This window comes from Streptomyces sp. NPDC001315 (assembly GCF_042896175.1).
GTDB lineage: Bacteria > Actinomycetota > Actinomycetes > Streptomycetales > Streptomycetaceae > Streptomyces.
Map to the genome: position 1 here is coordinate 169,392 of NZ_JBIAWZ010000003.1, position 12,879 is coordinate 182,270.

Consider the following 12,879-nt stretch of genomic DNA (forward strand, 5'->3'; position numbering starts at 1 on the left):
CCACATTTCTCCCATGACCGTCCGACCCGTGGTCAAGCGCACTGCCCGAGCCGTTCTCCTGGACGGCGACGACCTGATCCTGATCAAGCGCACCAAGCCCGGCGTGGATCCCTACTGGGTCACACCCGGAGGCGGGGTGGAACCGGAGGACGCGACTGTCGTCGAAGCCCTGCACCGCGAGGTGTACGAGGAACTCGGCGCCAAGATCACCGATGTCGTGCCCTGCTTCGTGGACACCGTCGAACACATCGGCGCGGACGGCGGCGCGACCGGGGTGAAGGTGCAGCACTTCTTCGTCTGCCGACTGGGGTCGATGGACCCGGCCCTGCGGCACGGCCCCGAGGTGGACGAGCCCGCCGGCGAATACGAGATCGTCAGGGTGCCGTTCACCCGGGTCGGAATCGCCTCCGTTCACCTGGTGCCGCTGTCACTGCGGCATTACCTGGACGGCAATATCGAGGGCGTACGTGCCATGCACGCCCCCGACCTGGGCTGACGCCCGTGTGAACGGCTCAGTTCCCGGCGACGACGAGCTCCTCCACCGAGTCGTGGCGTATCCGCTCCGACGGGATTCCGATGTCCCTGAGCGCGTCCACACCGCTGCGGATCATTCCGGGCGGGCCCGACAGGTAGGCGTCGTACTCGTTCCAGGGGCCGTACGCGCGGATCGCGTCGGGAAGCTGGAGGTGCGCCTGCTGGTCGACGATGGTGCGCACAGAGAGCCAGGGATGGGACTGCTGGAGCCTGAGCATCGTGTCGATGTCGTAGAGGTCGTGGCCGGTACGGGCGCCGTAGAACACCTCGACCGGTCGGCGTTCGCCGTGTTCGGCGACATCCTCGACCAGGGCCTTGATCGGAGCTATGCCGGTTCCGCCGCCGAGGCAGAGCAGCCCGCTGTCAGTGGTGTGGTCGACGGTCATCGAGCCGGTCGACGGGCCAAGACGGATGACGTCGCCGGGCCGGGCGCGGTGCACCAGGGCGTTGGAGACCCAGCCCGCGGGGACCGCCTTCACGTGGAACGTCAGCAGTCCGTCGGAGCGGGGCGAGGAGGCGAAGGAGTAGTGCCGCCACACTCTGGGCCACCAGGGCGTCTCCAGGCTGGCGTACTGCCCGGCGAGGAACGGGTAGGGCTGGTCCGGGCGGACGGTGACGACCGCGACGTCCGGGGTTCTAAGGTCGTGCGAGACGACCTCCGCGTACCACCAGGCCGGGGCGCGCAGTTCGTCGACGGCCGCCGCGTCAATCATGACCTGGGAGATCGTCGTGTACGCCCGGACCCAGGCCGCCTCCGTCTCCGTGTCCCAGACGGCGGAAGCGTACTTGTTGAGCGCTCCGATGAGGCACTCGCCGACGGCCGGGTAGTGCTCGGCCCGCGTGCCGTACTTGCGGTGGCCCCGGCCGAGGTTCTGCAGGTAGTCGACGAGGACGGGCGCGTTGTCGATGTGCTCGGCGGCGGTGAGCAGTGCCTTCAGCAGCCGGTCGCGCTGGGTGTCCATCGCGGCGGGGAACAGCGAGCGCAGGTCGGGGTGGCGTACGAAGAGCAGCGCGTAGAAGTACGAGGTGACCTTGTCGGCCACGGGAGCGACCTCGGCCATGGTGCGGCGGATGAGGATGGCGTCCGGGGACGCCTTCTCTTCGGCCGCGGACCGTTGAGCGGGCACACGACGCTCGGCGGGCGGGGTTTCGACGGGCGCGGGCGGCGCTACGGTCGGCGCGGCGGGCGTCTCGGCCGACGCAGCCGGAGCCGGCGCCGTGGTCGGAGCGGCCCACGCTTCAGCGGGCGCCGACGACGCTTCGGCGGGTCCGGGCGCAGCAGGCGGTGCCCAGGTGGCGGGGTGCGGTGCGGCGTCTGTCGGCGGTGTCCGCGTGTCGGCGGCTGACACATCCTCCGCCGACCGTATTCGGGGGTCGGTCGACGCTGCTGCGCGGTCGACGATGCGTGCCGCGCCTTCTGTCGGCGGTTCGCCGCCCGCGGATGACGCCTGGGTTCGGCCCATCGGGCGCATCGCGGCCAGGCGGCTGCCCTCGGTCGTCTCCCGTTCGCTGCCCGGAGCCGACTCCGGCTGCTTGCGCGGGGCGAACCAGCCGCCTCCGCCTCCGGAAGTGCCGTTGTCGGCCGACGCGGTGGTCGGAGCGTCCATGGTGAGCCTCGCCTCGAACATCTTTCGGTCGGTCTGCGCACTTCCTCAGTCGGAAGATGCCTGTTTTCCCCCGTAGACGGCTTGCAGTTCCTGTTCGTGCCGCGACCAATGCGGCCGCATTCAACCCGTAATCCAGCTCCGCCCCGACAGGTGGGGCGAGAGTGTGACATGAGCCGCAGTGCACACGGCAGCGTCCCACTCCGTGCGGTCGGCCCAGTCGCATAGCCGAATATGCGGGTCTTCGATCTCTCCGTTCCCTTAGGCTGCATCGCCCTGCTCTCGGCTCGCACAGGATGTGTGCACCCCCGCGCCGGAGCGAAACCGGGCGCGAACCGGAGTCGACCCTACCGGCCACTGCCCCGCGCACAAGTCCCGTCCTCACCCGGGACAGGCAGCTGCGTCGGGCGAACCGTGAATTCGTCAATTACCGGGCGCCACACACCAATTCATAGGCATCCCACAGATCTTCCCCCTCGTAGGAGTGGGTCGCGAGACCGGACAGATGGCTGTCCCCATTGACCGCGACTGAGACGGACACCACGCCGAACAGGTCCTTGTCCGACATCGAATCGCCGTACGCGACGCAGTCGGAGCGCGCCACTCCGAACTCCTTGCAGAGCCGCTCGGCGATCCGCACCTTGGCCGCGGCATTGAGAACTCCGGCCGGATCCACGGGCTCGGTGAAAGGAATCGCTGGAAAACGTGACCCGTACGCAGCGTGGGCACCCCAGCCCAGAAGCCGTTCCACGAAGAAGGACGGTGAGAGTGACACGACGGCACAGTAATCGCCCTTCTGTCTGATCGCCGCCCAGACCTCGCGGATGCGGGCGAGCCACGGCGCCCCCTCGAAGGCCGCCGTCACATGCGACTCGGTGAGATGCGCCCAGAGCGCGTGTACCTGCGCCGCATACTCCGGCGGGCCGATCCGCCCCGCCGAGACCGCCAGATCCAGCGCCATCGTCTCGGCTTCGAGTCCGAGTTGCCGTGAGATCTCCACCGGAGCGGAAGTGCCGTGCAGCAACGTGCCGTCGAGATCGAAGAGATGAAGTGTCGCCATGGGCCCCGAGGTTAGTGGGATGCCCTGTCAGCCCTGGGTGAGGCCGTCGGACGCCTGCCGTTCGCCGGTGTTTCACGTGAAACACCCCCTACCTGTCCGCGTACTGTGGGGTCGGCCACGACATGGCCAAAAGCACGTGCGTCTCCCTCGAAACAGGTGGACGCCGAGGGCGCCGGTCAGACAGCCTGACCGGCGTGCCAACTCCTTCCCCCGCCACTCTCCCTGTCCGTCGTCTGACGCTTCGCGATCTCTCCGCCTGCGCCGACTTGTCCGAAGACCGGGGATGGCCCCGGGAGGAGCACAAGTGGGGTTTCCTGCTCACGGCCGGAAAGGGCTACGGCATCGACGACCCTGGCGGCGGCCTCGTCGCCGCTTGTGTGGTCACCGAGTACGGTCCGCGGGACCGCCCCGATCTGGGGGCCATCGGCATGGTGCTGGTCGCCGAGCGGCACCAACGCCAGGGCGTCGGGCGTCGACTGATGCGCCACGTCGTCTCCGCGATGAGCCCCACCCCACTGACCCTCCACGCGACACCGAACGGTCGTCCGCTGTACGAAGAGCTGGGCTTCAAGGTCACCGCGCGGGCCGAGATGGTGCGCGGGCACTTCACGCCTGGTGGAACACAGTCCGGCATCGCCACGCGTGCGGCCACCGCCAAGGACCTGACCGCGATCCTCCGGCTTGACGAGGAGGTGTTCGGCCTCGATCGCACACACATCGTCACGCGTCTGCCCGCCTTCGCCGACCGGCTGCGCGTAGCAGTGGAGAACGGCCGGATCATCGGTTACGCCGCCGCCTGGCCCAACATGGACACCCACGTGGTGGGTCCGCTGATCGCCCGGGACACGGAGACGGCCAAGGCCCTTGTCGCCTCCCTCGCCGCCCGCACCGACCGCCCACTGCGGACCGACATCGACGTACGGCACGAGGAGCTGCTGGCGTGGATGAAGGACCGGGGCCTTACGCCCGTCGCCTTCAACGCGGTCATGACGTACGGCATCCCGGAACTGCCGGGCGACTGGAACCGGCGCTTCGCTCCCGTGACGGTGGCGGCGGGCTGACCACCGCCTCACGACGGAAGCGCCGGTCCCCCGTCGGGAACCGGCGCTTCCTGCGGTGGACGGCGCCGTCAGGCGACCGTCTCCACGGCGGCCGTGGCGAAACCGTGATCCTGCTCCGGCGCGCCGCCGCCGACCCCGATCGCGCCGATCAGACGGCCGTCGCGGCGCACGGGCACGCCGCCCGCGATGAACAGCAGCGGCCGGTCGAGTGCGGTGGGCAGGGTGTGGAAGAGGCCTCCGGGCTGTACGGCGTCGACAAGGTCGGCGGTGGGGGCGTCGAGCTGGAGCGCCGTGTACGCCTTGCGGGTGCTGGTCTCCCCGGAGATCAGCACGGCCCGGTCGTCCCGCCGGAAGGCGAGGAGATGGCCACCGGCGTCCAGCACGGTGACGCTGACCATGACTCCGGCGGCCTCGGCGGCACGCCGGGCCGTGGTGACGAGAACCTCCGCGTCCTGGGTGGTCAGGGGGGCGACGGCGGTGTTGCTCATGAGGTTTTCTCCTTGTGGATGTTTCTTGAGGCTCGGTGGAGCGCAAAGCACGGGGACGGCCTCGGCCGCGCATCCGGAGCGACTCAGTGGTGAACGGCCGTCGGCTGCTCGACGGGAGCGGAGCCCGCGACGACGGCGCTGGGCGCACCGGCACGGCGCTCAAGGCCGGCCGAGAGGAAGGCCAGCAGCAGGGCACCGGCGGCGAGGGCGGCGCCGACCCAGTTGGGGGCGGTGTAGCCGAGGCCGGCCGCGATGGCGAGACCGCCGAGCCAGGCCGAGAGGGCGTTGCCCAGGTTGAAGGCGCCGATGTTCACGGCCGAAGCCAGCGTCGGGGCGCCGTGCGCCTGGTCGAGGACGCGCTTCTGCAACGGCGGGACGGTGGCGAAGCCCAGAGCACCGATCAGGACGATCGTGACGGCTGCGAGGGCCTTGTTGTGCGCGGTGAGCGTGAACAGGGCGAGGACGACGGCCAGGGCGCCGAGGGAGACATACAGCATGGGCATCAGGGCGCGGTCGGCGAACCTGCCGCCGACGAGGTTGCCGCCGACCATCCCGAGGCCGAAGAGGACCAGCAGCCAGGTGACGGAGCCGTCGGCGAAACCGGCGACATGGGTCATCATCGGCGCGATGTAGGTGATGGCCGCGAAGACGCCGCCGAAGCCGAGGACGGTCATCGCCATCGCAAGCAGAACCTGAACGTTCTTGAAGGCGGCCAGCTCGTGGCGCAGGTGTACGCCCTCGGGCCTGGGCATCTCCGGGACCAGCCTGGCGATGCCTGCCAGGCCGACAACGCCGAGGGCGGCGACGATGCCGAAGGTGACACGCCAGCCGAGGTTCTGCCCGACGAGGGTGCCCAGCGGGACGCCGACGACGTTGGCAACGGTCAGGCCGGTGAACATCATCGCGATTGCGCCGGCCTTCCTGTCCGGGGCCACCAGGTCGGCCGCGACGACCGAGCCGATGCCGAAGAAGGCGCCGTGGGCGAGCGAGGCGACCACGCGGCCGATCAGCATCACGGCGAACGTGGGGGCGACCGCGGAGAGCAGATTGCCTGCGATGAACAGGACCATCAGCAGCATCAACGTCCTCTTGCGGGAGACCTTGGTGCCGAGGGCGGTCATCAACGGGGCGCCGAACATGACGCCGAGCGCGTAGCCGGTCACGAGCAAGCCGGCGGTGGGGATGGAGACCCCGAAGTCGCTCGCGACCTCGGGCAGCAAACCCATGATCACGAATTCGGTGGTGCCGATTCCGAAGGCCCCGATCGCGAGGGCCAGAAGCGCGAGAGGCATGGAGGGTCCAACCTTCCCAAACGATTGCAGGTGCGCCTTGTCTTCGGAAACAATAGTTGCATACGCTGGCTATCTGCAAGCGCAGACTATTGCGAGCGTGGTCTATCCTGGACTCAGCCGCTCCGGGACGGAGGAGACCCCCATGACTGCGACGGACCCCGCGCTCACCGCTCTCGCCCAGGGCTGGTGTGCCCTCTCCCTGCTTCACGGGAGGATCGAGGCCCACATCGAGCGCGCACTGCAGGCTCGGCACGACCTGAGCGTGCGCGAGTACTCCCTGCTCGACGTGCTCAGCCGACAGCACGACGGTGTCGGGGGGCATCTGCAGATGAAGCAGGTGGCCGACGCGGTCGTCCTCAGCCAGAGCGCCACCACCCGGCTGGTCACCCGACTCGAGGACCGCGGTCTCCTCGAGCGCTACCTGTGCCCCACCGACCGTCGCGGCATCTACACGAACGTCACCGAGGCCGGCCTCACACTTCTGTCGGAGGCCCGGCCCACCAATGACGGCGCCTTGCGTGAGGCGCTCGACGAGGCCGCGAAGAATCCCGAGCTTGCACCGCTGGTCCGGGTCGTGGAGTCGCTGAACGTGCCCGCATAAGGTGCGGGCATGGGAGATCTTGAGATACGGCCTGCCACCACGGACGACATCCCGGCGATTGTCGCGATGCTCGCCCACGACCCGCTGGGCGCCCAGCGGGAGTCACCGGACGACCTGACCCCGTACCTCGCAGCGCTGGAGCGCCTGAGCGCGGATCCGAACCAGCATCTGGTCGTGGCGGTGCGTGAAGACCGCGTCATCGGCACTCTTCAACTGACGGTCATCCCCGGGCTCTCCCGCAAGGGTGCTGCCCGCTCGATCATCGAAGGCGTACGGATCCACGCCGACGCGCGTGGCAGCGGCCTGGGAACGCAGCTCATCGAGTGGGCGGTCGACGAATCCCGGCGCCAGGACTGCCAGTTGGTGCAGCTGACATCCGACATCTCCCGCACGAATGCCCACCGCTTCTACGAGCGGCTCGGCTTCACGGCATCCCACGTCGGCTTCAAGCTCCAGCTCTGAACGTCAGAGGCGCCCTGTTTCACGTGAAACAGGGCGCTCTCCCACTCGTCGACGCGTCACTGGCGAGCGGCTGAAAGCGTCTCTGAGACTCTTAAGGATCCTGGGTCATCGCGTGGCCTCGAAGGGTGGAAGCGGTGACGAGCGCGGACGAGTCCGGGCCGATCCTTGGGTAGAGCCCGTGTGCGGCGTCACTGGCGGTGACGCGGTGCCGGCGTCTGGACTGTGCCCGGCTCTTTCGAGTCGGACACACCCTGGGATCGCCGCCCCGCCGGACGCTGAACCGATCACCGCAGGTGAAGCACGATGCCAGTGGTGGGGACCGCGCGCATTTCAAGCACGCGGCGGGTATCAGGTAGAACGACAGGCAGTCCATATGGTTACGCCTGAGCCTGAATCAGCTTTCGGCAGCTTCACCAAGCCAATCGCCGCCGTTGGAGACCCTTACTTGATGCCTCGCCATCCGTCGGGGTCCACGCCGCCGGGCACCGAGGCTTCCTCGTCGTACGGCTGGCGCGTAAACACGAACGACCCGAGGTCCAGGTGGTCCACGGACCCGTCCGAGCGCCGTACGGCCCGCAGAATCTCGCCGGTGAAGTAGCCCTCCAGCCCCGTCCAGGTGCCGTCGCCGTTCGCCCGGAACCGCGAGCGTCGGCCGTTGCCGGACAGCGGCTCCAGCGACACCAGCCCGTCGGCCGTCAGCCGCAGCGCGAAAGCATGGGTGCCCCAGTACCACTGCCCCGCCAACTCCAGAACCGCGGGATCGACTTCGGGCAGCGGCCGCCAAGGCTCGGGGATCCGCGGCTCGGCCTCGGCGACGATACCGACGAGATCGGCACCCACAGCGCCCAGCAGCGGCCCGGAGGTGCAGTTGGCCAGCACCACCGCGGCAACGTCGTCCGCCACACTGATGGTGAGGTTCGCGAGGAAGCCCGGCAGAGAACCGGAGTGACCGACGAGCAGCCGTCCGTCCCGCTGCTGGATCTGGATGCCGAGACCGTAGCTGACACCGTCCGCCACGTCCGCGGCCTCGGCCGGTGCTGCCGGCGTCCGCATCTCCCGCACGGTTTCGGCGCTCAGCACCCGGTCGTCGCCCCGGGTCAGGAAGGCAGCGAAGCGAGCCAAGTCCCCTGTCGTGGACCAAAGTTGACCGGCGGGGGCCATGCGGCCGAGATCCTGCACGGGCTCCGGCAGCAGGGCGTCGGCCCACGGGTGTACGGCCCACCCGCCCGCATGCGGCGACTGCGGTCGCGCACTCGTCCGGTCCAGGCCCAAAGGTTCAAGCACTTCCCGCCGAAGAACGTCCTCCCACGGAGCGCCACGCAGCTCCTCCACCAGCGCGCCCAGCAAGGTGTAGCCGGGGTTCGAGTAGTGGAACCGACGGCCGACAGGGTGCAGGAAAGGCCGCTCGCCCAGCACATCGGCGAGCTCGGGCCGCAGTGATCCCGGTGTGCGCTCCCACCACGGCGCGGGCGACTCGGCCGCGAGCCCGCTCGTGTGGGCGAGCAGGTCGGCGATGGTGGCGTCCCCCACGCCGGTGCCCGGCAGATGCTTCTCCAGCGGATCACCCAGGTCGAGCACGCCTGCGTCGCGCAGCCGCAGGACAAGAACGGCGGTGAAGGTCTTGGTGATCGAGCCGATCCGGTACTGCACGTGCGCGTCCGGCGCATGCCCGCCCACCGAGGTGCGGGCGCCGTGCCACACGGCCTGCCCGTCCCGTACGACCGCCGCGACCAGCGACGGCGCCCGCCCCTCGGTCTGAGCCACGGCGATCCGGTGAAGCAGCGCACGGCGCGTACCAGGAAGCAGTTGTTCTTGAGAAGACGTCATGGGCCCAGTCCACCCTGACCGGCACCCTGCGTCGAGTGCATTTCGCCGGAGCCCTCGATCAGGTCTGAGCCATGTCCACGAACCGCGAGTAGTGGCCCTGGAAGGCCACCGTGATCGTCGCCGTCGGGCCGTTACGGTGCTTGCCCACGATGATGTCCGCCTCGCCGGCGCGCGGCGACTCCTTCTCGTAGGCGTCCTCACGGTGCAGCAGGATCACCATGTCGGCGTCCTGCTCGATGGAGCCGGACTCACGCAGGTCGGAGACCATCGGCTTCTTGTCCGTGCGCTGCTCGGGACCACGGTTGAGCTGAGAGAGCGCGATCACCGGAACCTCCAGCTCCTTGGCGAGGAGCTTGAGGTTACGAGACATGTCCGAGACCTCCTGTTGTCGGCTCTCGGAACGCTTGGACCCACCGGACTGCATCAGCTGCAGATAGTCGATGATCACGAGCTTGATGTCGTTGCGCTGCTTGAGCCGACGGCACTTCGCGCGGATCTCCATCATCGACAGGTTCGGGGAGTCGTCGATGAAGAGCGGCGCGGACGACACCTCGGGCATCCGGCGTGCCAGCCGTGTCCAGTCCTCGTCCGTCATGGTGCCGGAGCGCATGTGGTGCAGGGCTACACGGGCCTCGGCGGACAGCAGACGCATCGCGATCTCGTTGCGGCCCATTTCGAGGGAGAAGATGACGCTCGGCAGATTGTGCTTGATCGACGCGGCCCGGGCGAAGTCCAGCGCGAGGGTGGACTTACCCATGGCGGGACGCGCGGCGATGACGATCATTTGACCCGGGTGCAGGCCGTTGGTGAGTGAGTCGAGGTCGGTGAAGCCGGTGGGCACACCGGTCATCTCGCCGCTGCGGGAGCCGATCGCCTCGATCTCGTCGAGTGCGCCCTCCATGATGTCGCCGAGCGGCAGGTAGTCCTCGCTCGTGCGCTGCTCTGTGACCGCGTAGATCTCGGCCTGGGCGCGGTTGACGATCTCGTCGACGTCGTCGTCGGCCGCGTATCCCATCTGGGTGATACGCGTACCGGCCTCGACGAGACGGCGGAGCACCGCTCGCTCGTGAACGATCTCCGCGTAGTACTCGGCGTTCGCCGCCGTCGGCACGGTCTGGACGAGCGTGTGCAGATACGATGCGCCGCCGACCTTGTTGATCTCGCCACGTTTGGTGAGCTCGGCGGCGATGGTGATGGGGTCGGCCGGCTCACCCTTGGCGTAGACGTCAAGGATCGCCTGGAAGATCGTTTCGTGCGCGGGCTTGTAGAAGTCGTGGCCCTTGAGGACCTCCACGACGTCGGCAATGGCATCCTTTGACAGGAGCATGCCTCCGAGGACGGACTGCTCGGCGTCCAGGTCCTGCGGCGGTACACGCTCGAAGGACGTACCCCCGCCGTCCCACTCGCCGTCGTCCCGGCCACGGTCGTGCTGTTCGCCTCGGCCCCGGCCCCCCTCGCCACGTCGACGGGCGGCGGGCAGACGATCACTAGGACCACTGTCGGCCCACGGATCGTCCAAGGGCTCGGAAATGCTCACCGAGCCACCTCCTCCCGTCCGCGAAGCGGACCTCACCGTGCCCCTCTGTTCTACGGCACGGCACTGACAAATAAGAGGCCCTTCTCCAGTTCTGCCGCGTCGGTTTTGTGATGGTTCCACGGCCGACGCGTGGAGCGGGCGCCGGACCACGGTAGGCCTGTCGGCACCGTCAGCCAATCTGGTTATCCACAGGCCATGTGGACGACGGGCCGGATGCTGTGGACAACTCCGCGAAACCTGTGCACGACCCGGTGGACGGGCCTGTGAACAAGCTCCCACCCCCTCGGAATTGAGCGCCCTGACCTGCAACTTTCCCGTCCACCGGCTGTGCAGAAGAAAAACTTTCCCGGTCGGATCAAGATCGCTTCGAACGGTGCACGAAAGTCCACACAGCGAGAAGGTGCGTAAGGGTCAGTTTTGCATTGCATCTCTTACCTGTGGACGATTAGATTGGTGCTCATGACACAGGCTCCCGCGCCCCCCAGGGCCACCGTGCGACAGCACGACCGCGAGATCGTCGCGCTGGCCGTCCCGGCCTTCGGCGCACTGGTCGCCGAGCCCCTTTTCGTCATGGCCGACAGCGCGATCGTCGGCCATCTGGGCACGGCACAACTCGCCGGACTCGGCGTCGCCTCGGCCCTTCTCACGACGGCCGTCAGCGTCTTCGTCTTCCTCGCCTACGCCACCACAGCGGCCGTGGCCCGCCGCGTCGGCGCCGGCGACCTCCAGGCGGGCATCCGCCAGGGCATGGACGGCATCTGGCTGGCGTTGCTGCTCGGAGCCGTTGTCATCGGCACCGTCCTGCCCTCCGCTCCGGCCCTCGTGAAACTTTTCGGCGCCTCGGATACAGCCGCTCCGTACGCGACCACATATCTGCGTATCTCGTCGCTGGGCATCCCTGCCATGCTGGTCGTGCTCGCCGCCACCGGAGTCCTGCGTGGTCTGCAGAACACGAGAACCCCTCTCTACGTCGCCATCGCGGGCTTCGTCGCCAATGCCGCCCTGAACGCGGGCCTCGTCTACGGCGCCGGCCTCGGCATCGCGGGCTCCGCCTGGGGCACCGTCATCGCCCAGTGCGGTATGGCTGCGGTCTACCTGGCGGTGGTCGTCCGCGGAGCCCGAAGGCATGGCGCCTCGCTGCGTCCCGACGCAGCCGGGATCAGGGCCTCCGCGCAGGCCGGCGCGCCCTTGCTGGTCCGCACACTCTCCCTGCGGGCAATCCTGATGATCGCCACGGCAGTCGCTGCCCGCCTCGGCGATGCCGACATCGCGGCCCACCAGATCGTCCTGTCGCTGTGGAGCCTGCTGGCCTTCGCCCTGGACGCCATCGCCATTGCGGGGCAGGCCATCATCGGCCGCTACCTCGGCGCCGACGATGCCCAGGGCGCCCGCGAAGCCTGCCGTCGCATGGTGCAGTGGGGCATCGTGGTCGGCTTCGTGCTCGGCATGCTCGTGGTGATCGCCCGGCCGCTCTTCCTGCCACTGTTCACCAGCGACATGGCGGTCAAGGACACTGCCCTGCCCGCCCTCCTCATGGTGGCGCTCTCCCAGCCCATCTGCGGCATCGTCTTCGTTTTGGACGGAGTCCTGATGGGAGCAGGTGACGGCCCCTACCTGGCCTGGGCGATGGTGCTCACCCTGGCGGTCTTCACTCCGGTCGCGCTGCTCGTCCCGGTTCTCGGCGGTGGCCTCACGACGCTGTGGGGAGCCATGACGCTGATGATGACGGTGCGCATGCTGACCCTCTGGCTACGCGCCCGCTCCGGGCGGTGGATCGTCACGGGCGCCACGCGCTGACCGTTTCACGTGAAACAGGCGTTTCACGTGAAACAGGTTCTCTACCCCGTCGGCTCCGGGTCCTGCTGAGTGCCGCTCGTGCCCGAGCACGATGAAGGGGGCCGCACCCTGACGGGTACGGCCCCCTTCTCGGCTTTCAAGCCAAGCGCAGCGATCAGGCCGCGACGACCTCGATGTTGACCTTGGCGGCAACCTCGGGGTGCAGACGCACGGACGTCTCGTGGGCGCCCAGCGTCTTGATCGGCGCGCCCAGCTCGATGCGGCGCTTGTCCACCTCGGGGCCACCGGAAGCCTTGATCGCCGAGGCGATGTCGGCCGGGGTGACGGAACCGAAGAGACGACCGGCGTCGCCGGAGCGGACGGCCAGGCGGACCTTGACACCCTCGAGCTGGGCCTTCACGGAGTTGGCCTGCTCGATGGTCTGGATCTCGTGGATCTTGCGAGCACGACGGATCTGCTCGACGTCCTTCTCGCCACCCTTGGTCCAGCGGATAGCGAACTTCCGCGGGATCAGGTAGTTGCGAGCGTAACCGTCCTTGACGTCGACGACGTCGCCCGCGGCACCGAGGCCAGAGACCTCGTGGGTGAGGATGATCTTCATTAGTCGGTCACCCTT

General features: G+C 68.4%; 12 protein-coding genes. 5 read left to right on the forward strand and 7 right to left on the reverse strand.

Features of this window, described 5'->3' with window-relative positions:
- Nucleotides 1–13: 13 nt before the first annotated feature.
- Nucleotides 14–496, forward strand: a complete 483-nt coding sequence (locus ACFY16_RS11235; protein WP_390646837.1) for an NUDIX domain-containing protein — start codon at nucleotides 14–16, stop codon at nucleotides 494–496.
- Between the two features lie 16 nt (nucleotides 497–512).
- Here ACFY16_RS11235 and ACFY16_RS11240 read toward each other — a convergent pair whose 3' ends face one another.
- The gene (locus ACFY16_RS11240; protein WP_390646838.1) at nucleotides 513–2,141 is read right to left on the reverse strand and encodes a globin domain-containing protein; all 1,629 of its coding nucleotides are present in this window, start codon (nucleotides 2,139–2,141) and stop codon (nucleotides 513–515) included.
- A gap of 424 nt (nucleotides 2,142–2,565) precedes the next feature.
- Nucleotides 2,566–3,198, reverse strand: a complete 633-nt coding sequence (locus ACFY16_RS11245; protein ID WP_390646839.1) for an HAD family hydrolase — start codon at nucleotides 3,196–3,198, stop codon at nucleotides 2,566–2,568.
- Nucleotides 3,199–3,392: 194 nt separating this feature from the next.
- Between ACFY16_RS11245 and ACFY16_RS11250 the strand changes: the two genes are divergently transcribed.
- On the forward strand, nucleotides 3,393–4,259 hold the full coding sequence (locus ACFY16_RS11250; RefSeq protein ID WP_390646840.1) for a GNAT family N-acetyltransferase: 867 nt from the start codon (nucleotides 3,393–3,395) through the stop codon (nucleotides 4,257–4,259).
- A 68-nt stretch (nucleotides 4,260–4,327) separates the two neighbouring features.
- On the opposite strand, the gene ACFY16_RS11255 is transcribed toward ACFY16_RS11250, so the two are convergent.
- Both ACFY16_RS11255 and ACFY16_RS11260 read right to left on the reverse strand, forming a co-directional pair.
- Nucleotides 4,328–4,747, reverse strand: coding sequence for a heme-binding protein (locus ACFY16_RS11255; RefSeq protein WP_390646841.1), 420 nt, complete (start codon nucleotides 4,745–4,747; stop codon nucleotides 4,328–4,330).
- 83 nt (nucleotides 4,748–4,830) lie between these two features.
- Nucleotides 4,831–6,039: an MFS transporter gene (locus tag ACFY16_RS11260; protein ID WP_390646842.1), complete on the reverse strand. Its 1,209-nt coding sequence runs from the start codon at nucleotides 6,037–6,039 to the stop codon at nucleotides 4,831–4,833.
- A gap of 142 nt (nucleotides 6,040–6,181) precedes the next feature.
- On the opposite strand from ACFY16_RS11260, the gene ACFY16_RS11265 reads away from it, so the two are divergent.
- Together ACFY16_RS11265 and ACFY16_RS11270 are read left to right on the forward strand one after the other, a co-directional pair.
- Nucleotides 6,182–6,640, forward strand: coding sequence for a MarR family winged helix-turn-helix transcriptional regulator (locus ACFY16_RS11265; RefSeq protein WP_390646843.1), 459 nt, complete (start codon nucleotides 6,182–6,184; stop codon nucleotides 6,638–6,640).
- Nucleotides 6,641–6,649: 9 nt separating this feature from the next.
- A complete protein-coding gene (locus tag ACFY16_RS11270) occupies nucleotides 6,650–7,102 on the forward strand; it encodes a GNAT family N-acetyltransferase (RefSeq protein WP_390646844.1) in 453 nt (150 codons plus the stop codon).
- 441 nt (nucleotides 7,103–7,543) lie between these two features.
- On the opposite strand, the gene ACFY16_RS11275 is transcribed toward ACFY16_RS11270, so the two are convergent.
- Entirely contained in the window at nucleotides 7,544–8,929 is a 1,386-nt protein-coding gene (locus ACFY16_RS11275; protein ID WP_390646845.1) for a serine hydrolase domain-containing protein, read from the reverse strand.
- Nucleotides 8,930–8,987: 58 nt separating this feature from the next.
- A complete protein-coding gene (dnaB, locus tag ACFY16_RS11280) occupies nucleotides 8,988–10,466 on the reverse strand; it encodes a replicative DNA helicase (protein WP_390646846.1) in 1,479 nt (492 codons plus the stop codon).
- 459 nt (nucleotides 10,467–10,925) lie between these two features.
- On the opposite strand from dnaB, the gene ACFY16_RS11285 reads away from it, so the two are divergent.
- The gene (locus tag ACFY16_RS11285; RefSeq protein ID WP_390646847.1) at nucleotides 10,926–12,263 is read left to right on the forward strand and encodes an MATE family efflux transporter; all 1,338 of its coding nucleotides are present in this window, start codon (nucleotides 10,926–10,928) and stop codon (nucleotides 12,261–12,263) included.
- Nucleotides 12,264–12,417: 154 nt separating this feature from the next.
- On the opposite strand, the gene rplI is transcribed toward ACFY16_RS11285, so the two are convergent.
- Nucleotides 12,418–12,864, reverse strand: coding sequence for a 50S ribosomal protein L9 (gene rplI, locus ACFY16_RS11290; RefSeq protein WP_030665943.1), 447 nt, complete (start codon nucleotides 12,862–12,864; stop codon nucleotides 12,418–12,420).
- Between the last annotated feature and the right edge of the window lie 15 nt (nucleotides 12,865–12,879).

Excerpts from the sequence above, each read along its gene's own strand:
- ACFY16_RS11235 (WP_390646837.1), top strand. The coding sequence starts at position 14 with ATGACCGTCCGACCCGTGGTCAAGCGCACTGCCCGAGCCGTTCTCCTG.
- ACFY16_RS11240 (WP_390646838.1), bottom strand. The coding sequence starts at position 2,141 with ATGGACGCTCCGACCACCGCGTCGGCCGACAACGGCACTTCCGGAGGC.
- ACFY16_RS11260 (WP_390646842.1), bottom strand. The coding sequence starts at position 6,039 with ATGCCTCTCGCGCTTCTGGCCCTCGCGATCGGGGCCTTCGGAATCGGC.
- ACFY16_RS11255 (WP_390646841.1), bottom strand. The coding sequence starts at position 4,747 with ATGAGCAACACCGCCGTCGCCCCCCTGACCACCCAGGACGCGGAGGTT.
- ACFY16_RS11275 (WP_390646845.1), bottom strand. The coding sequence starts at position 8,929 with ATGACGTCTTCTCAAGAACAACTGCTTCCTGGTACGCGCCGTGCGCTG.
- ACFY16_RS11245 (WP_390646839.1), bottom strand. The coding sequence starts at position 3,198 with ATGGCGACACTTCATCTCTTCGATCTCGACGGCACGTTGCTGCACGGC.
- ACFY16_RS11265 (WP_390646843.1), top strand. The coding sequence starts at position 6,182 with ATGACTGCGACGGACCCCGCGCTCACCGCTCTCGCCCAGGGCTGGTGT.
- rplI (WP_030665943.1), bottom strand. The coding sequence starts at position 12,864 with ATGAAGATCATCCTCACCCACGAGGTCTCTGGCCTCGGTGCCGCGGGC.
- ACFY16_RS11270 (WP_390646844.1), top strand. The coding sequence starts at position 6,650 with ATGGGAGATCTTGAGATACGGCCTGCCACCACGGACGACATCCCGGCG.
- ACFY16_RS11285 (WP_390646847.1), top strand. The coding sequence starts at position 10,926 with ATGACACAGGCTCCCGCGCCCCCCAGGGCCACCGTGCGACAGCACGAC.